This window comes from Microcoleus sp. T3_D1, assembly GCF_036700405.1.
In the GTDB taxonomy this organism is placed as follows: domain Bacteria; phylum Cyanobacteriota; class Cyanobacteriia; order Cyanobacteriales; family Microcoleaceae; genus Microcoleus.
The window spans coordinates 22020-47506 of the sequence record NZ_JAUBOV010000057.1; the positions used below are offsets into that span (position 1 = coordinate 22020).

The following is a 25487-nucleotide window of genomic DNA, read 5'->3' on the forward strand; positions in this document are numbered from 1 at the left end:
GTGTCCTCAGCCGGTTTCAATCCCTGATAGGGTTTTAGGTTGTTTTCGGCTTTTCATTCATCCATTCGCAGCAATAGCGATAATCCGTTTCAATCCCTGATAGGGTTTTAGGTTGTTTTCGGCCCAACTGTTTTAAGAATGGGGCTGCATCATATTGCCGTTTCAATCCCTGATAGGGTTTTAGGTTGTTTTCGGCCTGATTTTTGTCGGCAAGTGCGATCGCCTCGGTCGTTTCAATCCCTGATAGGGTTTTAGGTTGTTTTCGGCCTTTGTCGGTCGCGAGATAGAATTCGAGCGGTTTCTGTTTCAATCCCTGATAGGGTTTTAGGTTGTTTTCGGCCGAAACTGATTAATATATTAAAGTCTAATTTATTAGTTTCAATCCCTGATAGGGTTTTAGGTTGTTTTCGGCTTGATGGAGCCAAAGAGGGTGTTTTTGATAGCGAGTTTCAATCCCTGATAGGGTTTTAGGTTGTTTTCGGCACTGCCTGAATTGAATGAAACCATCACCACAAAAGTTTCAATCCCTGATAGGGTTTTAGGTTGTTTTCGGCTTTGCTGTGTGTGACTGTACCGCCCTCACCGCGCTGTGTTTCAATCCCTGATAGGGTTTTAGGTTGTTTTCGGCGTTAGCGATGAGATAAAAGTTTGTCGAACTTCTAACGGTTTCAATCCCTGATAGGGTTTTAGGTTGTTTTCGGCTTGTTGCAAGAGGGCTATCCCGTAGCATTCTCCGTTTCAATCCCTGATAGGGTTTTAGGTTGTTTTCGGCCTACTACAGGGCGATCGGCATCTTGACCAACGTTTCAATCCCTGATAGGGTTTTAGGTTGTTTTCGGCAACGACAATTCCCTTCACCATTCCTTATCTTACAGTCGTTTCAATCCCTGATAGGGTTTTAGGTTGTTTTCGGCTTGGCGTAAACCCGCTCGCCCTTGCCAGCTTTATGTTTCAATCCCTGATAGGGTTTTAGGTTGTTTTCGGCGCTGTTGCTCGTGGCATGACTGACGGGAAGAAATAGTTTCAATCCCTGATAGGGTTTTAGGTTGTTTTCGGCCCGCCAAACGCGATCGTAAATTGAAAATTCGGAGTTTCAATCCCTGATAGGGTTTTAGGTTGTTTTCGGCTTCACGGGTGAATCTCCCCCCATCTTCTTTGTAGTTTCAATCCCTGATAGGGTTTTAGGTTGTTTTCGGCTAGCCATTACTAGCTAATATTTTTTGCTGCAAATTCTAAAGTTTCAATCCCTGATAGGGTTTTAGGTTGTTTTCGGCCTTTACTGAGCTCGCGTTTTTGCTGTCCCCGCGCAGTGTTTCAATCCCTGATAGGGTTTTAGGTTGTTTTCGGCTCTCATAGTTTTAGGGGGGAATTGTTTATTGTGCGTTTCAATCCCTGATAGGGTTTTAGGTTGTTTTCGGCCCGGTTCATCCGATCGCCCGTGGGGATTTTGGAGTTTCAATCCCTGATAGGGTTTTAGGTTGTTTTCGGCTTAATGGCATCTAAATCTGTCAAATCTGAAAAAATGTTTCAATCCCTGATAGGGTTTTAGGTTGTTTTCGGCTTTCCTGATGTATCAATTAAAGTCGGGCATTATGTTTCAATCCCTGATAGGGTTTTAGGTTGTTTTCGGCGTACCGGGTGTACACTCCAATGAACTATTAACTTTGTTTCAATCCCTGATAGGGTTTTAGGTTGTTTTCGGCTCCAACGAATCCCACTGCGATGTCACTTCATCCTGAGTTTCAATCCCTGATAGGGTTTTAGGTTGTTTTCGGCTCCAAGCATCATTGCAATCCCCCCAATCATATAAAGTTTCAATCCCTGATAGGGTTTTAGGTTGTTTTCGGCACTTCGCCGCAGCAAAGCACGAGGCAAGAAGCTACACCCGTTTCAATCCCTGATAGGGTTTTAGGTTGTTTTCGGCACAATGCAATGCTGGAATTCCTAATGCACCAGCAGTTTCAATCCCTGATAGGGTTTTAGGTTGTTTTCGGCTTCGGCTCGGCTAGAGCATATTCCGGCGCTCCGATACCAGGTTTCAATCCCTGATAGGGTTTTAGGTTGTTTTCGGCTCGATTGGATGTTATAAAACTTTGACTTTTGAGTTTCAATCCCTGATAGGGTTTTAGGTTGTTTTCGGCTTAGATGCTACGGATTGCTTAGAGTTCATCATTGCGTTTCAATCCCTGATAGGGTTTTAGGTTGTTTTCGGCTTTGTCCAATGCTCCAGCGCTGCTGCCAATACCACCCGTTTCAATCCCTGATAGGGTTTTAGGTTGTTTTCGGCATACTTTATTAGGCTTTGAAAACCTTTTAGCATCGTTTCAATCCCTGATAGGGTTTTAGGTTGTTTTCGGCAATAGGCTGAGCAATGTTTTCGGATATAGGAGCTGGGTTTCAATCCCTGATAGGGTTTGTTTCAATCCCTGATAGGGTTTTAGGTTGTTTTCGGCGCTGCTCATCCTACAATCCAGCGATACCCAATTCTAGTTTCAATCCCTGATAGGGTTTTAGGTTGTTTTCGGCTCTTAAACTCCATTAAGCAAATGCCAGTCACATAGTTTCAATCCCTGATAGGGTTTTAGGTTGTTTTCGGCACTACACGGCGCATCGCCGGCTACTACACGCCGGGTTTCAATCCCTGATAGGGTTTTAGGTTGTTTTCGGCGGGACTGTTTTATTCGGTAATATTTAAATATTTGTTTCAATCCCTGATAGGGTTTTAGGTTGTTTTCGGCTTATCTCCATCCTGTGTCGCTGCGACTATGCGAAACGTTTCAATCCCTGATAGGGTTTTAGGTTGTTTTCGGCGCTGTAAGAAGAAGGCGATCGCTAACCTTCTTGGTTTCAATCCCTGATAGGGTTTTAGGTTGTTTTCGGCAAATAAAATATATGGGATTTGTGAAATTATCCCGGTTTCAATCCCTGATAGGGTTTTAGGTTGTTTTCGGCAATTGAGCAACTGCAACCGCACCATAAAGAATCAAATTGTTTCAATCCCTGATAGGGTTTTAGGTTGTTTTCGGCCCAACAGGCTCGCCCTTCCAATAAGCTTCTTTTTGGGTTTCAATCCCTGATAGGGTTTTAGGTTGTTTTCGGCCTCGCCGATTGCGGATGCGTAAGGTAAGGTAATGCGTTTCAATCCCTGATAGGGTTTTAGGTTGTTTTCGGCGGAGCACAGCAAGCGAGCAACCAACTAGCGACGCGTTTCAATCCCTGATAGGGTTTTAGGTTGTTTTCGGCGATAAGCGAATCTTATCGAGGGTTATATAATTCATTACGTTTCAATCCCTGATAGGGTTTTAGGTTGTTTTCGGCAGGTTAGAGAGACAGGTTATAAGCTCAAATACCTTTCTGTTTCAATCCCTGATAGGGTTTTAGGTTGTTTTCGGCGGATAACTTTCGCCACCTTGCCGAGTTCTGTCTGGTTTCAATCCCTGATAGGGTTTTAGGTTGTTTTCGGCCTGGGAGTATTACCAGCAAGTTTAACTTTTCAGAGTTTCAATCCCTGATAGGGTTTTAGGTTGTTTTCGGCTTTCTAACGGTCAGACAACAGTTTTTCCCCTTGTCGTGTTTCAATCCCTGATAGGGTTTTAGGTTGTTTTCGGCATCTGCAATCTCGCCCCAGCCCCAGTCAGGATATAGGTTTCAATCCCTGATAGGGTTTTAGGTTGTTTTCGGCCGATCGGCAAGAGCGTGTTCTGGCGCTCCAATACCCGGTTTCAATCCCTGATAGGGTTTTAGGTTGTTTTCGGCTCGATATCAGAGAGGCTAAACCTAGTGAAATCAGTTTCAATCCCTGATAGGGTTTTAGGTTGTTTTCGGCCGCCGGGGTCTGGGAGGTTTGAAATATAAGGTTTTCAAGGTTCAGTTGCGTCTGACTGCAATCAATATACCGTTTCAGCGATCGCCCTGTCAAGGGGGCAAAATTAAAATAGACCTCAAACTCTCTCCCAGTAAAGCTTACAGCATTTGCGTCTGACCCGCATGAGGTACAAACCACTGCAAACCCAGTCCTAGTAAAGCTCTCAGCCATTAAAATTCACCCCCTCAGTTTAACACCTACAGCCAGACGCAAAATCAAACCATAAAGATCGTAGTATCGATCGGTGCCCGGCCGCCAATCCGCTCGATCTTGCCCTGACAGCAAGCGCACAAATAGTGAAACATGATGCTGTCTTCTTCCGACTTAATCACCTTACTCAGACGTTGGCGCATCCGGGCATACTGAGTATCCGTCACCTCGCAATGAAACACCGAATACTGCTTCCATTCCCCATAAGACTTGAGGATGTTGTGAATCTTAGTGCGGCGCTTGTCCTCAGATATATCGTAGCAAACCAAAACAAACATAACTTAATTGCCTCCCTATCTCAAAATCAGAGGTGGATACTTATCAACTTCACCCATCAAATACTTAGCCATCAACCGCCCTTGAATTTCAAAAGCTTCTTGATAAGTACACAACTTTCCCATCACAGGATGCTTAAACGTTGACTGCTTCTTTTCTTCGTAAAGTCGCAAAAAATTGTGCAGCGCTTCTTTTGTTAAAGAAACCGCCCCGCTCAACGGTTCTGCGGTAAAATCATTAGGCGAAACTTTCTGCAAATTAATCGCCTTCAACACTACAGCATCAACTACCAAAGGTCGAAATTCTTCCATCAAATCCAGCGCTAACGAAGGACGGCCATAGCGCTCAAAATGCAAATATCCCAAATACGGATCGAACCCCACAATATTCACCGCACTTTGAACATCGTGCCGCAGCAGAGAATATCCCAAACTTAACAGAGAATTTACCGGGTCAGTAGGCGGACGGCGGCGGCGAACTTCAAAGCTAAATTCCGGCACGCGAATCAGTTGATTGAAGCAGCCAAAATAAGTCGCACTACCCGCCCCCTCCAATCCTCGCAGAGAATTAATATTGGAAGTTTTGTCAATAGACGCGATGACTTGTTTCAATTGGGCGATGGGTTTTTCAAAATCCTGGGGAGAATATTTGCGCTGACATTCTAACAAAGAATTGCGGTAATTCTTGAGTTTTCCCCGTACAAATCCCCTAACTAAATGCACGGCTTGTTCCGATTCTCCAGCCGCTTGCCACTGAGCTTTTCGCACAAAAATATTTTTCGTCATCTCCGGTTCTAACCTCCCCAAATAACGTCCGTTTACTGTCAAAAAACTCAAAGGAATGTGACGTTCCAAAAGTTCCACAACGACAGCCGGCGAAACTGTAGCGCGTCCCAAAGCAACAACACCATCAATCTTAATTAATGGCACGTCCAACAGATTTTTTTTGTCAGCTTTAACCGTCAGACGTTCATCGACTTTGCCAATAAAAGCATCTTCTTGAGTAATGTAAACTGTTCCCATTGTGAATTCTCCTATTTGCAGGTTAACTTGCTTCTTGATAGCGGTTGACTTTGGCGGCAGCTTGGGGCAGACAGTGGGTAAAAAGACTGCATCCGGTACACCGAGCGGTGTAAACTGGTAAAGGGATATTTCCCGATCGCCAAAGAGCACCGACTTTTTCAATAGTGGCGATCGCATCCTGTCTCAATTGCTCAGAAATCTCGACTAATTGCCGCTGATGCGACTGCGCGTAATACACATATCCAGTCGCAATAGTTTTCCCCGTCATCTCCTCCAAACAAAGCGCTTGAGCGCAAACTTGCAACTCGTCGTTATCCCATTCCCCCTTCCGTCCCCGCTTGTATTCCACGGGATAAATCTCACCCTCAGCCGACTCAATCAAATCCGATTTACCAATCAGTTTGTAGCGCTCGGATTTCAGCCAAATCGCCCGCACCTGCCAAGTTTCATTGCGGTTAATTTCACCCATCGTGTGAACGCGATCGTGCAAACTTGTCCCTTCAATGGTATACTGATTATCCGTGAATTCTCCTGCACAAGACATTCGCCAGCAGCGGTGAGCGCAATAGGAGTATTGGTTGAGAGTTGCGATCGAAATGTAATCAGAGTCGTTCATTTTTTTGATGGTTTGTAAGAGATTGGTAATTGGAATTAATTAGTGATGCCCCAGTCCGCCAGGGGTTGAAACCCCTGTCTCATAGCTAAAGTCGGTTGAAACCGACTGAATATTCAATCGTTGACAGCAGATTTCATGAGTCCATAAATAATAGTTTGGTGCAGTCCTCTTCAGAGGACTTTCGCTAGGAGACGGGGGTTTAAACCCCCGGCGGACTTAACGACTTAACGACAAATACCAAGCTAAATTCGGTTAAAACTGAGATTTGGCAGCATTCTCAATAGAGGGGTATTTGGGGGTTATTTGTGGGGTTGGGCGGGTTTATTTAACCTATCTGCAAACTTCAAAGACTTTGGCGAACCCGCCCCTACAGCTTTTTGAGAAGGGTGCAAAATTGAGCGGTAAAATCGACTGAAGATTCAATTATTTACAGCAGATTTAATGATCTCCATAAAAAAGAGTTGGGTGCAGTCCTCTTCAGAGGACTTTCGCTATGAGACGGGGGTTTAAACCCCCGGCGGACTTTGCTCTCTAGACAGGGATTTAAACCCACATCGGACGTAACAACTTAAAAACTCTTATTAACAACTATTCGCCTAGTCATTCCCATCCCCATCGGAGTTTTCCTCCCCACCCCGCAGTAAACAGCAAAATCAGCCAAAGCATTAATTTGCTTAATCGCTAAAGGCTCCACATCTCCCAAAATCCGATAACTAACCTCCCCAACCATGCCGACAAAATCGCTTTGATAGTTAGTCAATTTTTCACTTCGGATATTGACAAATGTCGAAAAAAGTGCATCGAAGGAAAGATCGGGAATGGCGATCGGGCTGTACTTATTCCAGCGACTGAGGAGACTATTAAAAACGCAATCTCTAGTAGGAATTACTGAATCAAATTTGCCCTGTCGAAAGGTAGTAGGAGTCGCAAAACTGAAGGCAATTAAACGATTAGTTTCGGAAGCTTGTTCGTACAGTTGAGAGTAAGTACAAGCATTAGCCCAAGGCTGATCTATTTGGGGCGTTCCGAGAATCTTAGTAATCATCAAATCGGCGGGGCCGAGATGCCACGGCTTCGAGGGATTGAGGTTCAGCCAAAGCTGAGTTAACTTGCCGAATAAAGTGTCATCAAGGAGAGTAATTCGCCACCAACAGAGGGTGTGTTCTGGAATCGGTTCTGTGTGTTCCCATTGCAGGAAATGGTGTTTTTTGAAAGGGCATTTTTTAGTTTGCAAAGGGCTGAGGGTGAAGGATTTTTGGGCGGCGGCATCGTGGAGGCGATCGCCGAGTTTTTTGTCAACCGAACTCACGAGGGTGAGGAAGAGGGCGTGCAGGTGTCTGCCGGTGAGGTATCCGGGGGGAATTGGGGCCAGGGGAAGGATGTTGAGGACTAGGCTGTGCGGCATATTTGGTTAATGGTTGGTGATTGTTGAAAGCATTGCAGACCACCAGGAAATGATATGATTTGCGATCGATTACCGATAATATTGTAGGGGCGGGTTTACCAACAATATCTGCCAATAATTGGCAATCTCAAAAACCCGCCCCTGTCGGGGTATTACGGTCAAGCCAAGGGATATCATATGATAGGATATGGGAACGATCGACCATAATTGAAGATCGGGCGGGTTTACAGAATCTCTCGTTTTTCTTACAGATATTGGTGAACCCGCCCCTACAGGAATTATGGTAAATTGCTCGTTCCCAGGTAGAACCTGGGAACGCATTTCTAGAGGCTCTGCTTCCTATTAATCTGCCCGAAAGCGGTATTCCATACAAGCGGGAATTTTGAGTGGCTCAAACTCGTAATATCGCCCTAGCATTTTGACATTTTGGATGAGGCTAACCGGAGGCATATTAACCACATCGTAGCTAATCACTTGATGGGAAAACATCACATCTAAAGGATTTAGCAGATAGGGAAAATTTAAGTTAGCTTCAGAAGTCGAGCGCTTCACTTCCTTCTGTTCTACGATTTCGACTGCTGCTTTGCTCATCCACTTTCCCAACCGTATCCACTTTGCCAGTTTCAGAGACTTCTCTGAGATTATGAAAAACTCAAATTTGCTTTCCGGCGCGATTTCTTTTGTTCTGCCAAAACTAGGGATATTTTTCTGAGTTTTCTCCATCTCAACGTGATAGTTATTGTTGGCATATTTCCAAGTATTGAGGGTAGAGGAGTGAGAAATAGATCGCCCCGGAGTAACATAAATTCCCTGTTGGTTGAGCGCCGTTAAATGCGTCTCGTATTTAGGAACTTGTTCTGGACAGAAATAGCGATAGGAATGTTCTTCAGAAACGGTGGTGGAATAGATTTCGCTATCCACCAAACCGAGGGCGTAACAAAGCGCGTAATTGTGAATTACCGGCTCTGTTTCGTAAAGTCTCCCTATCTCGCGAGTGGCAAAATAAAGGCTATCGTGCAACTCGATTTGACAGCGGTAAATAAAAGTCATGGTTGTTACTCCGCTGCTGCTGTAGCTCCTGCTTTACCCTTGATATGCTTCTTCGCGTAAGCTTTAGCCTCATCATCGGCTTTCTTTAACATTTTTTTAAGTTCATCTTCATTGCCAATAACAGCTTTAACCTCTGTCACTAATGGTGTAAACTTATCCCCAATAAAGTCTTCATGCACGATAAATTCCTCAGACAGTAACGTTTGGATAGCAGCCCTAGCAGCCATAATCACATCATCTTCATTGAGAGGGTTGTTGGAATTAAGTTTATCGTCACCCTGCAATTTATCGTAAATTGCTTGCGTCCAGCGGAGGTTGCTAGTAATTTCGCCGTCGGCAAATACGACACCAATTAACTCATTTCTGACTCGACCTGTGCGGGTCGTTTGAGCGCCATAGTGTCTGGTTCTGAGGATGTTGTTGAAAACATACAAAAAACTAGCTTCTGTAGGGTCTTTCAGGGTGACAATGCTAGGAAAGAAAATCTGGGGTTTGATGTGGTCTTGCTGATTGATTCGACTGGTAACTTCGCCTGGTTTAGAACCTGCTTCACCCTTAGAAGCCATTGTGCCATTCTCAAAGGGAGCATTGAGGGTAAAAGTCTCGTGAGATTCATCAAAAGCGGTAATTGAAAATGCTGTGTCAACTACTACTTTAGATTTCTCTGAACCAGAGTCACCGATCGCAAATCCGTAGATAATGCAATCAGGATTATTCATGGCAAACTTGACATTGTATTCGCAATCTTCAGCGGTCATAAAACCATAGTTACGCAGCAACTCGCGGCCGACTAAACGTTCTGGTGTAGATTGCTTGCGCTTAAACATAGTAAGGCGGCTGATAGGTTTTTGGTCTTCAATTCCGGCCCGGACTCGCGCTTTATTCAGTTCTCCATCTGTCTGAAATAGGGGATAAGATTCTGTCACTCGTACAGTCAGGAAGTGGGCATATTTTCCCATTGGTTTGTAAGGGATGCTGGCATGAAATAATTTAGCATCAAGGGTTTTCAAGAAAGGCATGATTTGTCTCCTAAGTGAAATTTGTAGTTAAAATGTTACTGGTGCAAATTGCGTGTAGCTTGTCAAACACTAGCTTCAGCTTTAATTGTCAGCTTCTTCCTGAGATTCGTCACCGGATTTGTCATCTCTAGCGCGATTTTCTTTGTCATTCTCTAAACGATAAATGAATTCGCAGGTATCTCGGATTAAGTTGATTTGGCGGCCGGCTAAACGGGCCCGATCGCCCGCAAATGATTTCTCAAATACCTCCTCAACAAAGTATCGACCAAAATCTAAAATTGCCTGTCTTTCTTCCTCTCGATTGCTAAAAATCCAGCGTCCTTCCGCAGTAGAAGAGTGAACGCGATCCATGAGCTTTGAAACTTCAGCAGCAACTGTCAACACTAAAGATTCACCTTGACAACTCAGATCGGCTTCAAGGATAGTTTTAGAAGCAATATCAATCGGTTTCAGCACAGCATTTGCCTTGGGATTATATCGCTTACTGGCACGGTAAAATCGGCGATACAATTCCGTCAATTTTTGGGGGTGGTTTAAACTTGATGCGCTTGTCACAGTCAATCGTTCCTCTTCATGATTATATTGGGCATAAGCGTCAAAACAAGGGTAAAAATGATAAGCATAAAGCTTGATTTTTTGAATTGACGCGGTTTCATTTTTCTGTTTCCGCACCCACTTATTGAGGTAGCTAAACACATAAAGAGGGCTGGTTTCAAAATCAGTGGCGAGTTCAGTTAATTTTCCCCAGTTGGAGTCATAGCCGGACTTCCCCTGTTTCGCATTAACATCAAGATGAATGGCATAAGCAGCAGTTAAAACATTTAAAGGTGCAGGATAAGATTTGCCGTTTTCCTCCCAACCTTCTAGGATGTAGTCGAGGCGGAAGCGATCGCGCTTCGTCAAAACCCTAAAAGCTGGCGGTGCGCTATCTAGAAATACGCTTTCTTCAAAGTCTGCACCGTCATTAAATGGCGGAATTGGCGACTCCGAAACCACTGTTTTGACATCCAGAATCATGGGAAATGCAAACGCTAACCAAGCTGGCATAATCCAAGATTCTGTATCAGTTATTTTTTTATCTTTCCCTTTTTTCTCAGGAGGCAATGCCATAAAATAAAAGGTAAGCGGTTGATTTTCGGGATAAGTAAGCTTGAATGTCTTGTCCTTTTTACCTTCCGCTCTTTCATCCAAATGAAAGACATCTACACTTTGATAGCGGCTCAATTCAAAATTAGCCTGAAGTTCCTTGCTAATAAAGTGATTGCGAACTCCCGTATCGAAGCGAGTTTGGAAAATATTATCGTAAGCCTGATGCAAAAATGCGTTCGTTTCAGGGGTGCAGTAATAAGTCGGATAAAAGTAGAGGTATCGGTATTTAGCATCCTCAAATCGTCCTCCAATTTCCTGAGTTTGGCTCATTAAAATCTGCCGCAGCATCATTTCGATGCCAGCAATACTGGAAATATTGCGTTTAGCATTAGAGCCTCCCAGCATTTGCTTGTTAGTATAAACTTGTGGCGTGAATAAAACGGCTGATTCCATTTGTTCGGTAACGGTATAAGCCGAGTGAGAAATCGAACAAACTAACTGTTTTCCCCGTCCCGATTTTTTAGCCGCTTGATAACGTTCTAACTCATCTAAGAAAATCTGACCTGAGATTGGCTCTGCTTCTGGTGTTTGCAACATTACAACTCGCGTCACCCACAGCCGCAAATCTTCCCAACCATCGGGGATATTGTATTCAGACAAAATTGGCTGAATTAAAGTTGTAATATGTGCAATCAACTCCTCACCAACTGGACGTACATCCTCAATGCTAGGGTGATGTTCTATATATTTAGCGGCTAAATAGTACCATTCGTAAGGAACTCCGCCCGTATTGCCTTTAAGTTTGTGTTCTTTGAGGCTTTCATTAATCCGTTGAATTTCTCGGATAGTTGGCAGGTGTTCTGAGAGATTCCAGAACTCTGCAACTTCATGAATTAAGTTTTCGGGAGTTAAATCAATTGCTGGTAGTTTGAGTAATTCTGGATCTTTCTTACGTTCCGCGTCGCGCTTCTTGCGTTCCGCTTCCATTTTAGCAACGCAATCTCCCCAGATTTTACGACTCACTGCGTCCCCAAATTCAGCAAGTTGATCTATCCGAATATCATCTGGAAATCGAAAGTTATAATCAGCCGATAAAATTTCCTGTTTTTGGAACTTTACAAGATTATCGCTGCGGTCTTTAGTAACAGGCTTTTTTCCATCTTTCAGAATCCTCAACGTTGCTTTAAGTGCAACTTTCATCAAATCAGGGATGTCGAAAAATAAATTGTAGTAATCGGCATATTTCATGCCTTTACCATCTCGACTAAAGCCTGTTTGTCTGTCTTCTAGTTCTTTGGCACAGAGAGATTTGATTTGATTGACAACTCGATCGGGTATGCTATCCACTGTCACAGAAGGTGCATTGCGGTGTGTCAAATAAATGATACCTGTTGGTAAATACAGCAGTGGCTCATAGTAATGAATATCCTCTGAATTTATTTCAGTATGGGCATTCATTACGGCATTATTGACAATATTGGTGAGGACACCGCGATTTTCAGCAATGCTGTGATAGGAGAGTTTTAGTTGTCTGTCACTGACTTGACCAATCACATTATTCACACCTGGTTTAAGAGCGTCTTGAGGATGTTTGATAATGGATGCTAAACGGTCAGCGAGACAAGCTAATTTTGCTAATTCAACCAGTTTATCTCCTTCCAGTTGAGGCTGAAGTCCACTGTGTATGGAAAAATTCCAGTTGGTATCCGATCGCGTTTGAGCGTTGTAAGCGATGCAGAGTAAATCATCAAGATACTCGCGATAGGCTTCTGGATAGTTGGAATTAATTAATCGATCCAGATTGAGGTCGCGAATGATGGCATCAATAATTTCTCGATGTTCTGGGATTGACAAATCGCGGATTTTATTATCCTTGTTTTTCTGAAAATCTTTGTATTTCTGCGACATTTGCGGAAATCTGCAATAATCAAATTTCTCAAAGTCGTGGAGAATGAAAGCAGCAACGAGTAACCGTCTTTCTGGTTCGCGAATCACGCGCTTAACGGTTGTATTCAATTTTTCTAGGCGCTGTTCGATTAAATTAGCCGGGAAAAGTCCGTTAAGTAAATGAGTATTTAGGGATTGATCGGCGGCATTTCTCCTGTTCATCACTTTGCCTTTTGCTGCGAGTTCCTGTTCTTTTGCTTCGATCCATTTACCGCCTTTAGCAGTAACGCCGATCGCCACTCGCAGCAGATTGGGCAGAACATACTCGGCAAAATCAGCCATGATGGGGTCATTGGGATTTTGAGCCAAGATTGCCGATCGCAAAAGCTTGACGGTAATTAACTCCTGTCGGGGCGGCTCAATATCGCGATCGCTACTTTCAAAACCCAACCCCAAATCATCATCATCGTCTTCTTCTTCCAAATCATCCTCTTCCAAATCATCAAACTGTTCAACATTCAAATTCTGTGGTGCGTCAAAAAGTGATAGTTGTATAAATTCTGACTCTGTTGGTTTATTCTTCTTGGCCATTTTCTACTTCCTCCTAGAATTAAGGTATTCAGTGATTTGTTGGATATAGATCGGATATTGATTTAATGCTGCTTGAATACCATTGAATAGCTCTACATAATTTATCTCCAAATATCGGTGAGCTAAAATATTACGGAGTCCTGCTGACAGTGCTAAATCAGTCGCAAGTTCAGGGGTGATAATTCCATATTGTCCAGCCTTGACAAAAGAGTCTTTATTGGAGAGAGGCTGAATATTTTTGTCGCGAGTTAGGATATGCTCGTTGATATCGATCGCAGCTTGAGCAATTAATTCCATAATTCGCTCAGAAATTGTTTTATGGTCAAAACTACTCAAGTAATCTTCTAAGCTCATTCCCCGAAATCGCCTTAATTCCAGAAGATAATTACCAATAAACTCCAATCTGCTTAAAACAACTGTAGGCTCAATACTCATACTACATCCCATTTCTTCAAAAACAACTCAATTTTATTCCGAAGCTCCCACTCTGTTTGCTTCATTTCTGAATCGCTCATCAAAGCCTTTTGTTTGAATTTTTCAAATTCTCCCGGTTCGCTTTCATACAAAACCTTGCCATCACGAGCGACAAAATGAGCAATAAGTGAGGAGCATCTGTTTAGCTCAACAACATCAATTTCATCACTGTTGATTTCAAAAAATTCGCCGAGTTTTTGAGGAACCTCAAACCAAGCAAAAGCACGCTCTCCAATGCAAGCTTTCCGTTTGTCTTCATCATAGAGTGTGGCAAAATCCCAGTCACTTTTAGCATGAGTTTTGCCTGTTGCTCTAGATCCAAACAAAACTAACATTTTGAGGTAAGGAATTTTATTCGGAAGTTGGGAAGTAAGTATTTCTAAATCTATCAATGCTTGATTTTTCATGGCAATTTAGTCCTTGGTTAGTATCGACAGGATGTTATTCAATAAATCTTGAATTGCAAATAGCATCTCCCTCCTGAGAAAAAGGATTTACTTGACATTCCAATTCAGAAATTTTGTCTGTCATATCGCTGTTAATCCTTGTGAGATAAATGTTTTCAGCCTCAGAACACTGAATCTGACTTTGCTGATCGTAAAGAATTGTTACAAGTTTTTGACATTTGTGTAAGATTGAAGTAAATAGGCGCAGGAATTCGCTCAGGTCTTGTGTTAGACCGCAAAGCAAATGGTGCAGTTGGTCGGGGTCGATCTTCTGGGAGGACATAGGGACATCTCTCTGTCGTAGGGCAACATCTGTCATTCTACTACACCCTATTAAATGAGTGAAGACCATATCAAACTATCTTCTACACTTTCTGCTATACTCCACCTGGGAAAGTAATACTTCTTGACTCTGCTCAAGAGTATAAATACCTATCAGGGATTGAAACTTCACCCATTTCCTAGTGGTGGTTGCCTCCTTTCCCAGCATCGGTTTCGGCACGATGCCAAATCCCTATCAGGGCTTGAGCTGTCAACAAATCCACACCTCACCCCCCTTGCTCTTAAGCCGATAGGCGAGAGTATCCAAAAGCAGGGCCGACTGGCCGAATGCTACCGAGTAAGGTGCTCCGGGTTCGTGCCTACCAGACTCGTCAATTGGATAAATTTGAAAGTGCATGGGCAATTGCAGCCGTTTTTTAGCTTCCTGAACCGGATAGCGGATGACGTAACTCACCAAACCACGCAATTTAAGCCGCTTGTTAATTTCATTAATCCAGCGATTTCCCGGCTGCAAAACCTGAATACCCAACAAAACTTGAACTTTCCAAGCATCTGCAACTTCCCCCAAATCTCCGGGATAGATAAATTTCCAATTGATTCGCTCCTCTCGATAAGTTTGCAATTTCATAAAGGCTAAACAGCGTTCAAATCGTCCTTTAGGGATGGGTTGACCTGTGCGTTCCGCTGTCTCTTGCAGCAGTCGCATATAAGCGGCTTCTGTCATAGGTTCAATTTCCAAATTGCTCAAGATTCCCGGCAAATCGTAGGTCTTAAATCTGTCGGCTTCGTTTCGCTCGGTGAGGTCGTACAAACCACACTGAAGAGAACTAGAACCTCGAAAACTGCAAGCATCTTCGGCAATGGGATTTCCTGTTTTTTGTTTCGATAACTCTTGCCATTCTCTTGTCCATTTCTTGACGCAACCTCTCACCCTTCCCAAACTGGTGTCAAAGACTTGTTCGCAATCTTTCTTAAATGCTTTATGACTTTCTGCAAATTCCTGTTTGATGGTTGGGTGGGCTAATCCTTGGCTGCTGCTGAGCAAAACTGACTGCACCCCGGCCCACCGTTTGTAATAGCCTCGGAAATCATTGATTTTGCGGTAGTTATCGCGGATTTGAGCGTGGAATTTAGGACGATCGTAAATACCATCTGCTACTAGCGGTGCATCCTTGTCTTCAAATAGTCTTGCTACTAAAAAGTTAGGTGTGAGAGCATAAGCTGTAAACTGATTAAATGCTATCTTTTTACCATCTTTTTCGTGACTATCATGGCGTCCCAGCCGTCCCAGCCGCTGAATGAAACTGCCTGCATCCGCAGATTCAAAAATTAAGAAATTAATTTTGAAGTCAACGCCGACATCAATGGTGCTAGTTCCCAAAACTAAGTCTGCTTCGAGCGATCGCTCTTTATCCCCTTTCCCTGTCAAACTGGTGTTTTCCTCAACTCTGAGAGTATCCAAGAATTCCTTAAATCTGGGAGTTAGACGCTTGACGGCTGCAATTGAATTGAGAATAATCGCTCCTTTACTACCCGGATGCTGCCGAAAATAATCCTCGATTAAATTGCGATTTTCCCAAACCCAAGTTTCGGTAGCTTGATAGGTAGGTTCCAGAGAAATGAAAGTTAAATAAATTGCTCGCGATACTTGCCACCATCCCTCTGCTTGTAATTCAATTTTTTGGCTTGCTGTATCTGGAAACCGATATTTGTTCTCTGTCAGCGGATCGATGATCTTCGGTTGAAAACCAGCTTTCTGTAAAAGGTGAATTAATTGTTCGTCTGGTGTTGCTGACAGAAATAGATACTTTTTGCGGCGGTTGGTGTGCTTAATCAACAGCATCGTGTTGATAATGCTGGCAGTTTGCGGAGCCGTGCAAACGTGAAATTCATCAACAATGAATAACTCGAATCTAGTATCGATCGGACTCCACAGCTTATTCGGACTATCTTTGGGAGTTAAATAAGCGTGGCGGTGGAGGTAGTGAAAAATGTCAGGATTAGTAAGAATTATTTCAGATTGCTGAGTGCGAGTGGCGATCGCCTCCCACTTTTTGATGTTTTCACTTTCGGCGTAAATTTCTAACTCCGGGCCACTCAGTCTCGAAACTCGCAATTCATCCACGAGTTTAAACAACTCAAGGTATTGCTTAATTTGGATTTCTTGGTCGCGAGCTAGTTCATTTGTTGGGTACAGTCCAATGACATTGTAATACCCTTGGAGTATTCCTTGGAGAAGTGTTTCTAGATAAGCCGCCAAGCTTTTACCGTCGCCGGTCATCGCGGTATTGATAATGACATCAATATTTGGATCGCGAATTGCTTTCAAAGTTTCGAGTTGATGCCAAGAAAGTGTCCAACCTTCCGGTAATTTGACTCCCTGGGGAATCTCCGCAGCGGGACAGGAGTAAACGGATTTGAGAGTAATTTGGTAGTCGGACATATGCTGAAAGTGTGTCCGTAGAAAGTTGATATCCCCCATATTGACACCGACAATAGAGATAATCAACCCTGTACCAAGATAAAGTGTCCGTACATTTATGAGTCGCAAAGGTCAATCGATCACCCTATCGGTATCTGAACGAGATAAAGCCCAGTTGGAAGCCTTGGCCCAAGAATTCGGGAAGACGTGGGGCGATCGCCCGAACATATCCAAACTGATAGAAGCGATCGCCCGCCGCCAACTGACGATCGCCCCCAACCACGATTGGCCGCAAACCCGCATCAAAGCCCTAGACATCGCCCGACAGCAATTGCTTGACTTGGGCAAAACTGATGAAGCGCTGGCCATTGCCCAATTGTTGAGCGATCGCAGCGAACTGACTCTCCCTTTCCGGGCTGAAATCGATCGGTTTTTGAGCAACCCCTTACCTACTTGGCGGCAAAAAATCGACAATTTTATTCACAGACAGCAACCCTTCCGCCTGTCTTACCGGGATGCAACCGATCGCCTTTGGCATTACACCATCTTGCACGCTCGCATTGTCCCCATAGAAAAGCGACAGTATTTAATGTGTCGCTGCGAAGAATCGGAAGGTAATCAAGACGTACCAGGACTCGAACACAACTGGACGCTGCTGCTCGATCGCATTGAAGATGCTGCGGTGATTTCGGTCGATCGACCTTGGCTGCCAAATTTAGCGCGGATTCCCGTAGAATTTCATTTATCCGGCAGACTTGCCTTTAACTACAGACGCAAGCAGGAAGATGAGGAAGTCAGCGAACCAGAAGGCGATCCGCCTATCAAGCGAGTGATTCGGAATATCTCAAATACCTTCTGGTTTTTTCGCGAAATCGCTCCTTACTGGGAAGATTGCGCGATTGTTGCCCCAGAGTCAGTGCGCGATCGATTCCAACAAAAACTGATCGCCCTCTGCCGCCAGTACAACCTGGAAATCCGCGATTAGATCAAAAAAAAGCAGCCTGTAAAGGCTGCTTTGACAAATAAACCGTTGTTGAGTTAGAGGAGAAAACTTTAAATCGAATTCAAATTACTGCTGTTTCAACTCCTGCCTGAGTTTCCACTATTTTTATCTACCGCTGACTCACCTTGCCTTCAGAACAAAACTTCAAATCCCGATTAGAATGCTGCTGAAAGTTCGTTGACTACTTGGACTCGGCCTCTGAGCACCGCCCGCAACAAGCGGTTGACACAGCCTCTGTCTTCATCATTCAGAGAGTCGTCGAAGGTGGCGGCCATCAAACCGTAGCGATCCGCCAGAGTCAAAACGCCTGTATCGGTTACAGAAGCGAGGATTTCAGAGATAGCGCCGGGGAGGAGTTGTACGGGGTGCATGGCAGTGCGGTTGAATTCGATATATTTATCATCTTCTGGTTTCCTCAAAAGCTCAGTGATATTAATGAGGCCGCGAAGGTGATTGTCAGGGGTGAAAGCAAGTGATCCGAGTAGAGTCAAGTTGTGACTTGGGTCACAGGGCGATCGCCCGACAGCTTAAAACCCACCTCTGGCAGATGCGCCCATACCAGCGGAATTTATACATTGGGTATGATTTCTAAATGAGTTCCACCCTTACCCCCGTACTGAAAATGCTTGATTTTCTCAATCCCATCTTGGGCCGCAAGCCCGATCGCATCAAAGCCAATGTGGAAATATATACTTGGCAAACCTGTCCCTACTGCATCCGCGCCAAAACTTTGCTGTGGTGGAAAGGCGTAAATTTCACGGAATACAAAATTGATGGCGACGAAGCGGCTAGAAAAGCAATGGCCGATCGCGCTAACGGACGGCGCAGCGTACCCCAAATTTTCATTAATAAGCAACACGTAGGCGGCTGTGATGATATTCACAAACTTGATGCAGAAGGAGAGTTAGATTCGCTGCTAGCTCAACCAGCAGTTTAAACTGAGATATTGCAGCATTTCCCGGAACAGGCAAGATGCCTGTTCCACAAAGTGTGAATTTTCTGCTTGTGGGGCGGGATCTTCGGCCCGCCCGCGAAAGGCTTATTGACAAAAGTCCTTACTAGGAACCTTGAGCAAATTTACCTAAATTATCTTGCCGCCATTTAGCATCGGCGCGCCTGTCTGTTTGCACTTCTAAGACGCGAATCCCGCTATTTGGCAAAAAACTTAATTTTTGTTTGAACTGTTCCCAATCCTCAATTACCTCGTGTTCCCCGCCGTAAGTTGCACACAACTGAGCAAAATTGATATCCTGCGGCGTGGCAAAAAACTCTTCAAAGGGCGGGTCAAATTTGGCAACTGGCAACATTTCAAAAATTCCGCCGCCGTTGTTATTAATTAATATGATTGTCAGATGACCGACAAATTTATGTTTAATTAAAAAACCGTTTGTATCATGCAAAAGTGTTAAATCGCCTGTTAGCATGATGCTGCTTTGATTGCGGTGAGCAATTCCCAAAGCTGTTGATAATGTGCCGTCTATACCGTTAGCGCCGCGATTGAAAAACGGCTTTATTTCTAAGTTGTTCGGCTTCCAGAAAAACTCGACATCTCTGACGGGCATACTGTTGGCAATAAATATCGGTGTTCCAGGTGGCAAAATTTGGGAAAGCAGCCAGGAAACTTTGGGTTCGGTTATGTTGTTAATTGCTGATATTTTTTGGTCTATTGTTTGTCTGACTTGGATTTCGGTGTTGCGCCAAAGTTGGAGGTATTCGTTTGAGGGAGAGGTTTGAACCCCCCCTAACCCCCCCTTGTTAAGGGGGGGGACTGGAGTTGACTCGCCCTTGTTTAGGGGGGGGATTTGAGTTGATTCCCCCTTGTTTAGGGGGGGGATTTGAGGGGATATAGCAGGGGTTGCAGGGGATCGATCCCCCCCTAACCCCAGGGCTGTTTCATTCTCTGTAGGGGCCGTGCCCCCGTGCCGGCCCTCTTGGTCTGATCGGCCGATCGAATCCTCTAGATCGGGGGTAGGCACGGGGGCACTACCCCTACAAAATTCATGTTTTTCGGGAGAATGAAACAGCCCGGCCCCTAACCCCCCCTTGTTTAGGGGGGGGATTTGAGGGGAGATATTAGTGGTAGCAGGGGCTCGATCCCCCCCTAACCCCCCCTTAATAAGGGGGGGGACAAGAGTTGACTCGCCTTTGTTCAGGGGGGGGACTTGAGTTAATATAGTTGCGAGATTAGTTGCGAGGTTTTCTACGGAGGTTCGCAGGTGAATTGTTTGGCCGTGTAGGGGATCGAAGTTGTGGTGGCTGGGGTCGATTATGTAGCGTTTTGGTTGGGTTTTGTTTAGCCAGTTTCGCAGTTCTTTGCTTGTGGGTAAGTCTCCGATTTGAATGGCGATTTCTGGGGTTAATTTATCTGCTAGTTCGCGGTTTCGCAGGGTTAAATCGTAGGTGGAAATTAGATGGGGGTTTAGTTGGGCGTAGTTTCTGACTGGGGATAGTCCTTCTGCTAAAACTGGCCAGTTTAAGGATTTGGAAATTTGGCCGATCGCACTACAGTATTTTTCGGGAAATTGAGGCTGTGCAACGCCTGCAATAATAATCCCTCTGCTGCATTGTTGCCATTTTTGAATTATGGAGTCAATAACTTGTATTGTGGAACGGGCATCTTGCCCGTCTCTTGTTGTGGTACGGGCATCTTGCCCGTCTCTGGAAATTGGCAGGCAAGATGCCTGCCCCACAATAGAGCTTTCTCCTGCAAAAATTGGTTCTAATCCTGCAAAGAAATCTTCGGGATTAAATTCTGTTTCTAAAGCTTCTACAGCTATGTCTGGAACGGGTACAAGCGGGTCGCGGAAGGGGATGTTGAGGTGGACGGGGCCGGGAGTTGGAAATTGCGATCGCTCCCAAGCATACACGATCGTCTGCCGCAGATATTCTAGCATTCCTCTGGACGCAGAAGGTATCGCTAATTCGGCTTGCCAGTTCGGATAATTGCCGTATATTTTCACTTGGTCGATCGCTTGTCCGGCGTGACAGTCCCGCAATTCTGGAGGTCGATCGGCTGTGAATATTAGCAGCGGAATTCGACTTTCTCTGGCTTCTATTATTGCAGGATAAAAGTTGGCTGCGGCGGTTCCTGATGTGCAAATTAGTGCGGTTGGTAAACCGGATTTTTTCGCAATTCCTAATGCAAAAAAGCTGGCTGAACGTTCGTCAAGTATGGGAATAGTTTCTATTTTGTTGTTCAGGGCAAAGGCAATTGTTAGCGGTGCCGATCGCGAACCGGGACAAATGACGGCGGTAGTTAATCCCAACCGCTGCAATGTCTCTGCTAATATTGAAGACCAGAGAGTGTTTGTGTTGCGAAAATCAATCATTTTTCTAATATATTGCTAAACTAAAGCATTTAAAAGTGCTTGTAATTTGAGCTGAATTTCTGCTAGTTCTTTTTCGGGTTCGGAACCCGCCACAATACCAGCACCAGCATACAGTATAGCCCGATCGCCATCGATTAAAGCCGATCGAATGCCCACGGCAAATTCGCCGTTGCCGGTGCGATCGATCCAGCCGATGGGCGCTGCGTACAAAGAGCGATCGCAGCTTTCGCAGCCGCGAATTTGCTGTAGGGCAATGTCTCTCGGTACGCCCGCCACCGCTGGCGTTGGATGCAGTTGGGATAAAATCTTTAATAAATGAATATCACGCGGAATTCTAGCCCTTATGGGTGTCCACAAATGCTGAATGTTTGACAGTTGCAGCAGCCTGGGAACCGGGGAAAAGTCGGGATTGATACTGAGACTCGACAGGCGATCGACTATAAAATCAATTACAACTCGATGTTCTCGAATATCCTTTTCGCTGTTGAGTAAACCTTTGCCTAAATTCGCATCTTCCGCTTCATTTTTCCCCCTCGGTGCCGAACCAGCTAAGGCATCTGTTACTAATTCATTTTTGTGAATGCTGATTAAGCGTTCTGGACTGGCACCGATAAAATTTTGACCTTGGCCGTTACTGGTGGAAAATACGTAACAACCGGGATAAGTAAGGCGCAAGTTATTTAAGGAATCTATTAAACTGAAAGGGGTTTTGGATATGACATTTACTGCTTGGGACAAAACAATCTTACTGAAATATTGAGACTCAATCAATTTTAAAGCCGATTTGACTGATGTTTTAAAGTGAGTGGCATCGTTCACAGGAATTTGTTTGAAAAATATCGAAGTGTTTCTAATAGAAGTTATTTTTTTGTAAGGAGGAGAGGCAATTTTATCAAAACCTTGCCAAATATTATCCGTAACTATCTTAACATTTATATCTCGGTTAATGATGGCATTGGCAACAATTGTGCAGCTATCTTTCAGGCGAGTAATCTGCCATTTTGGTAAAAATACGGTGCCAGGCGGAAAGTAAGAATTGGTGGCGACATTCTCATCGAAAAAAGCAAAGCTACAAAAAAAGTGCGGCCCGCTGAAGGGCAAGCGTTCTGTACCGATGGTAATTGTTCGGGCAAGACAAGATTGAATAAAATTTTGAGCGAGGGTAAATCGATCGCTTCCGGCTACTGTTAAATGGATGGCCGAATCTAGGGCGGCGATCGCAAAACAGTTGCCGGAAATCGGGTCTCTTTTTTCAAAGTAAAAGTGCCGCTGGCAAGGTTCGGAAATCTCTTGAAGTACAACTAGCGGATCGACGGGGGCAATCTCCTGAGAAATACTAACTATCTTTGTTTGATCTTTGTCGGTTAAAGACTGCTGGCAATCTAACAGAAACTGATGCAGTTGATTGCGGTCTTGTAAAAGATTAGCGCGGTGCGGTATTACTGTCATGAAAGCGAGAATAGCAGATTTGTCAGAAAGAGTGCGGTTTTGTCCCGCTAGAACCCCTATTTCGATCTAAGCACGGGAGGGCGATCGCAAAACATGACCTTTCGAGTTTCCCGGAAAGTTTGGGCTCAGCGGCGGGGCGAAAACAGACTATCGCGCGATCGATCGAAACATTTAGACATAAAACTTTAAGATTAAGCGACTAAATCTCGACTCTCATGCGATCGCCCCCGCAGAGGTTTGCAGACGGGCATTACCGGGCGCGCGATCGCCCGCAAAGCCTCTCAAGGGATGCCCCCCGCGCACTCAACCCGATACAGAGTAGAGTTTCTTCACCAATAAAATTGTAAAATTACTACGCTGCTATCAATTGCATCAAGTTTGTGTAATGACAACAAAGTTAATTGAACGTTCAAATAGTAAATTGTGGCTGGCGGCAATCAAGCCGCCCATGTACAGCGTTGCGGTGATTCCTATTTCCGTAGGAACAGCAGTTGCTTTTGCCGAAACTCAAACGATTAATTCGTCAATTTTTTCGACTTTTTTAATGTCAGCCATTTTGATTATAGCATGGCTGAATCTCAGCAATGATGTATTTGACTCGGAAACAGGCATCGATAAAAACAAAGCGCATTCCCTAGTTAACTTAACCGGAAATAAAGCTTTAATTTTCGGGCTAGCCAATCTGTTTTTAGCAGTCGGAGTGTCTGGAATCTGCGCCCTAAGCTGGTGGCAAAAAGACCCAACAGTAATTTTGCTAGTAGTTTTGTGCTGTGCTCTGGGCTACACTTATCAAGGGCCTCCGTTTCGTCTTGGCTATCAAGGTTTGGGGGAAATAATCTGCTTTTTCACCTTTGGGCCGCTAGCCTTCGCCGCTGCTTATTACAGTCAGACTCAAACTTGGTCTGCCACTAATTTGGCGGCTTCGGTTATCGTGGGAATTACTACGAGTATCATCTTATTTTGTTCCCACTTTCATCAAATTGCGGATGATTTGGCGGCGGGTAAAAAATCGCCAATTGTGCGACTCGGTACGAAAAAAGGTGCCCAGTTGTTGCAGTGGTTGTGCGGCAGTGTATATGCTTTGACTGTGCTATTTGTGGCTTTGGGAATGTTCCCAATTTGGACGCTGTTGATTTTTGGGAGTTTGCCATTTGCGATCGACCTTTGCCGCCATGTCACAGACTATCACGACCAACCTGCAAAGGTGAGCAACTCTAAGTTTATCGCAGTTACGCTGCATTTTTCGAGCGGATTGCTGCTGGCGTTGGGCTTTGGTTTGTAGATCGGGCGATCGAGAATTCCGGTAAATTGGAGGTATGGTTTGCTAAGCTGAGGGAGTTGGGGGAGTTGGCAGAGTTGGGCGACTTCTCACAATCTTCTTTAATTCAGCAATCCGTACCTCACATTGAATCGTAAGAAAGGAGAATCAAAGCATGAGTACGCAAACAGAAATCGGCAAAATTATGAGTTTAGAAGAAATTTTTAGCCTATATCCTGATGAGTGGGTACTCATCGTCAATCCTGAATTAGATGAAGAATTAAACGTGATTCGAGGTGAAGTTTTAGCCCATGCAACAGAACGCGATGAAATTTACAGTAAGCTTTCCTTAAGGAAGGGAAAATCTGTAGCCATAGAATATACTGGATCGATACCTGACAACATAGCAGTGATGTTGTGAGAAAATGACCAAATTTAATAATTATCACTTTCACTATTTTTTAAGTGGTCACAAGAATCAGCAGACAATTTTATTTTTGCATGGATTCACGGGCAACAGTCAAGATTTTAGCCGCGTCATTTCCTTACTATCTAAAAATTACTGCTGTCTAGCAGTTGACCTTCCGGGTCACGGAAAAACTAGAGTCAGCGGCGACGAAAGTTGCTACAATATATCAAATACAGCCCAAGCATTGATACACTTATTAGATGATTTACAAATAGACAAATGTTTGTTGTTGGGCTATTCAATGGGCGGGCGATTGGCACTTTACATGACATTACATTTTCCAGAAAGATTCGAGAAAGTAGTGTTAGAGTCAGCTTCTCCGGGATTGAAGACAGAAAAAGAGCGATCGCACCGCCTGCAAGCCGATTTACAGCTAGCACAAAAGCTGGAAAATAGCAACATTAAAGATTTTTTATTAAACTGGTACGAGATCCCTTTATTCAAATCTTTAAAAAATTCTCCCAACTTCGACCAACTCATAGAAACCCGCTTAGCAAACAATCCCTTAGAATTAGCCAAATCCCTCCGCAACATGGGAACCGGCAACCAGCCATCTCTCTGGGAAAAACTCGCACAAAATCCAATACCTCTCCTCTTGCTAGCGGGAGAATATGATGATAAATTTACAACTATAAATACCGAAATTGCCAGCTTGTGTCCGGCCGCTACTCTGGAAATTGTACCAAAAGCTGGTCACAATATCCATTTTGAAAATATTGATAAGTTTCTCGCTGTTGTGAGACAATTTTATGATTAACTAAAAAACCAATGCTTTATCAATTCGAGTTTCGCACTTATCAGCGAAAATTTAAGCGCCCCTTGCGAACAAGTCACGGCATCTGGGATATTCGCGAAGGAATTATCCTGCGAGTTGTGGATGAAAATAATCAAATTGGTTGGGGAGAAATTGCTCCTTTGAGTTGGTTTGGTTCGGAAACTTTTGAGCAAGCTTTAGATTTTTGTCACCAGTTGCCAGGTAATATTTCATCAGAGATGATTTTTGCTATTTCGGCCCAATTGCCGGCTTGTCAATTTGGCTTTGAGTCAGCACTATCAAACTCTAGATCCCCCTTAACTAAGGGCGGGCACGGGGGCACCGCCCCTACTAAGGGGGGGACAAGAAATATTCTTAAAGTCCCCCTTATTAAGGGGGATTTAGGGGGATCTAGACTTCGCATAAAATCGACATTGATTGCGGGTTCAGTCTTAAGAAGTCACCAATCGAGAAAGGGAGGGAGAAATATTCTCAAAGTCCCCCTTATTAAGGGGGATTTAGGGGGATCTAGACTTCGCATAAAATCGACATTGATTGCGGGTTCAGTCTT

19 protein-coding genes, 1 pseudogene and 1 CRISPR repeat array (1 of these 21 only partly in view) are annotated in these 25487 nt (G+C 44.2%); of the genes and pseudogenes, 6 read left to right on the top strand and 14 right to left on the bottom strand.

What is annotated here, in order from left to right; genetic code table 11:
- Positions 1-3826: a CRISPR direct-repeat array (repeat unit 37 nt; unit sequence GTTTCAATCCCTGATAGGGTTTTAGGTTGTTTTCGGC); it begins 8041 nt to the left of the window's first position.
- Between the two features lie 254 nt (positions 3827-4080).
- From cas2 to cas3, 11 genes are all read right to left on the bottom strand, one after another.
- The gene (gene cas2, locus QT992_RS22850) at positions 4081-4353 is read right to left on the bottom strand and encodes a CRISPR-associated endonuclease Cas2 (RefSeq protein ID WP_333338426.1); all 273 of its coding nucleotides are present in this window, start codon (positions 4351-4353) and stop codon (positions 4081-4083) included.
- 15 nt (positions 4354-4368) lie between these two features.
- Complete coding sequence (gene cas1d / locus QT992_RS22855; protein WP_333338423.1) at positions 4369-5373, bottom strand: type I-D CRISPR-associated endonuclease Cas1d; 1005 nt, start codon at positions 5371-5373, stop codon at positions 4369-4371.
- A gap of 22 nt (positions 5374-5395) precedes the next feature.
- Complete coding sequence (gene cas4 / locus QT992_RS22860; RefSeq protein ID WP_333316722.1) at positions 5396-5989, bottom strand: CRISPR-associated protein Cas4; 594 nt, start codon at positions 5987-5989, stop codon at positions 5396-5398.
- Between the two features lie 568 nt (positions 5990-6557).
- Complete coding sequence (cas6, locus tag QT992_RS22865) at positions 6558-7394, bottom strand: CRISPR-associated endoribonuclease Cas6 (protein WP_333316724.1); 837 nt, start codon at positions 7392-7394, stop codon at positions 6558-6560.
- Positions 7395-7736: 342 nt separating this feature from the next.
- Positions 7737-8444 (bottom strand): type I-D CRISPR-associated protein Cas5/Csc1, encoded by a 708-nt coding sequence (gene cas5d / locus QT992_RS22870; RefSeq protein WP_333338420.1) that lies wholly within the window; start codon positions 8442-8444, stop codon positions 7737-7739.
- Between the two features lie 5 nt (positions 8445-8449).
- On the bottom strand, positions 8450-9463 hold the full coding sequence (cas7d, locus tag QT992_RS22875; protein ID WP_333140116.1) for a type I-D CRISPR-associated protein Cas7/Csc2: 1014 nt from the start codon (positions 9461-9463) through the stop codon (positions 8450-8452).
- Between the two features lie 81 nt (positions 9464-9544).
- On the bottom strand, positions 9545-13030 hold the full coding sequence (cas10d, locus tag QT992_RS22880; protein ID WP_333338417.1) for a type I-D CRISPR-associated protein Cas10d/Csc3: 3486 nt from the start codon (positions 13028-13030) through the stop codon (positions 9545-9547).
- 3 nt (positions 13031-13033) lie between these two features.
- Positions 13034-13465 (bottom strand): type VII toxin-antitoxin system HepT family RNase toxin, encoded by a 432-nt coding sequence (hepT, locus tag QT992_RS22885; RefSeq protein WP_333338414.1) that lies wholly within the window; start codon positions 13463-13465, stop codon positions 13034-13036.
- Positions 13462-13911 (bottom strand): type VII toxin-antitoxin system MntA family adenylyltransferase antitoxin, encoded by a 450-nt coding sequence (gene mntA, locus QT992_RS22890; protein ID WP_333338412.1) that lies wholly within the window; start codon positions 13909-13911, stop codon positions 13462-13464. The genes hepT and mntA overlap by 4 nt, the downstream gene beginning before the upstream one ends.
- A 34-nt stretch (positions 13912-13945) precedes the next feature.
- Positions 13946-14233 carry a hypothetical protein gene (locus tag QT992_RS22895; protein WP_333338409.1) on the bottom strand — a complete coding sequence of 96 codons (288 nt, stop codon included), beginning with the start codon at positions 14231-14233 and terminating at the stop codon, positions 13946-13948.
- Between the two features lie 249 nt (positions 14234-14482).
- Positions 14483-16675: a type I-D CRISPR-associated helicase Cas3' gene (cas3, locus tag QT992_RS22900; protein WP_333338407.1), complete on the bottom strand. Its 2193-nt coding sequence runs from the start codon at positions 16673-16675 to the stop codon at positions 14483-14485.
- Positions 16676-16772: 97 nt separating this feature from the next.
- Between cas3 and QT992_RS22905 the strand changes: the two genes are divergently transcribed.
- Positions 16773-17639, top strand: coding sequence for a WYL domain-containing protein (locus tag QT992_RS22905; RefSeq protein WP_333338405.1), 867 nt, complete (start codon positions 16773-16775; stop codon positions 17637-17639).
- A 173-nt stretch (positions 17640-17812) separates the two neighbouring features.
- Here QT992_RS22905 and QT992_RS22910 read toward each other — a convergent pair whose 3' ends face one another.
- Positions 17813-18028, bottom strand: coding sequence for a hypothetical protein (locus QT992_RS22910; RefSeq protein WP_172188518.1), 216 nt, complete (start codon positions 18026-18028; stop codon positions 17813-17815).
- A gap of 251 nt (positions 18029-18279) precedes the next feature.
- On the opposite strand from QT992_RS22910, the gene grxC reads away from it, so the two are divergent.
- Positions 18280-18594, top strand: a complete 315-nt coding sequence (gene grxC, locus QT992_RS22915) for a glutaredoxin 3 (protein WP_333269824.1) — start codon at positions 18280-18282, stop codon at positions 18592-18594.
- Between the two features lie 121 nt (positions 18595-18715).
- On the opposite strand, the gene menD is transcribed toward grxC, so the two are convergent.
- On the bottom strand, positions 18716-20986 hold the full coding sequence (gene menD, locus QT992_RS22920) for a 2-succinyl-5-enolpyruvyl-6-hydroxy-3-cyclohexene-1-carboxylic-acid synthase (RefSeq protein WP_333338404.1): 2271 nt from the start codon (positions 20984-20986) through the stop codon (positions 18716-18718).
- 15 nt (positions 20987-21001) lie between these two features.
- On the bottom strand, positions 21002-22435 hold the full coding sequence (locus tag QT992_RS22925; protein WP_333338401.1) for an isochorismate synthase: 1434 nt from the start codon (positions 22433-22435) through the stop codon (positions 21002-21004).
- Between the two features lie 385 nt (positions 22436-22820).
- Between QT992_RS22925 and menA the strand changes: the two genes are divergently transcribed.
- From menA to QT992_RS22945, 4 genes and pseudogenes are all read left to right on the top strand, one after another.
- Positions 22821-23717 carry a 2-carboxy-1,4-naphthoquinone phytyltransferase gene (menA, locus tag QT992_RS22930; protein ID WP_333316743.1) on the top strand — a complete coding sequence of 299 codons (897 nt, stop codon included), beginning with the start codon at positions 22821-22823 and terminating at the stop codon, positions 23715-23717.
- Positions 23718-23868: 151 nt separating this feature from the next.
- Positions 23869-24114, top strand: coding sequence for a hypothetical protein (locus QT992_RS22935; RefSeq protein WP_333338398.1), 246 nt, complete (start codon positions 23869-23871; stop codon positions 24112-24114).
- Positions 24115-24118: 4 nt separating this feature from the next.
- The gene (gene menH, locus QT992_RS22940; RefSeq protein WP_333377792.1) at positions 24119-24919 is read left to right on the top strand and encodes a 2-succinyl-6-hydroxy-2,4-cyclohexadiene-1-carboxylate synthase; all 801 of its coding nucleotides are present in this window, start codon (positions 24119-24121) and stop codon (positions 24917-24919) included.
- Positions 24920-24930: 11 nt separating this feature from the next.
- Positions 24931-25487: pseudogene (locus tag QT992_RS22945) on the top strand (hypothetical protein); the annotation flags it as partial.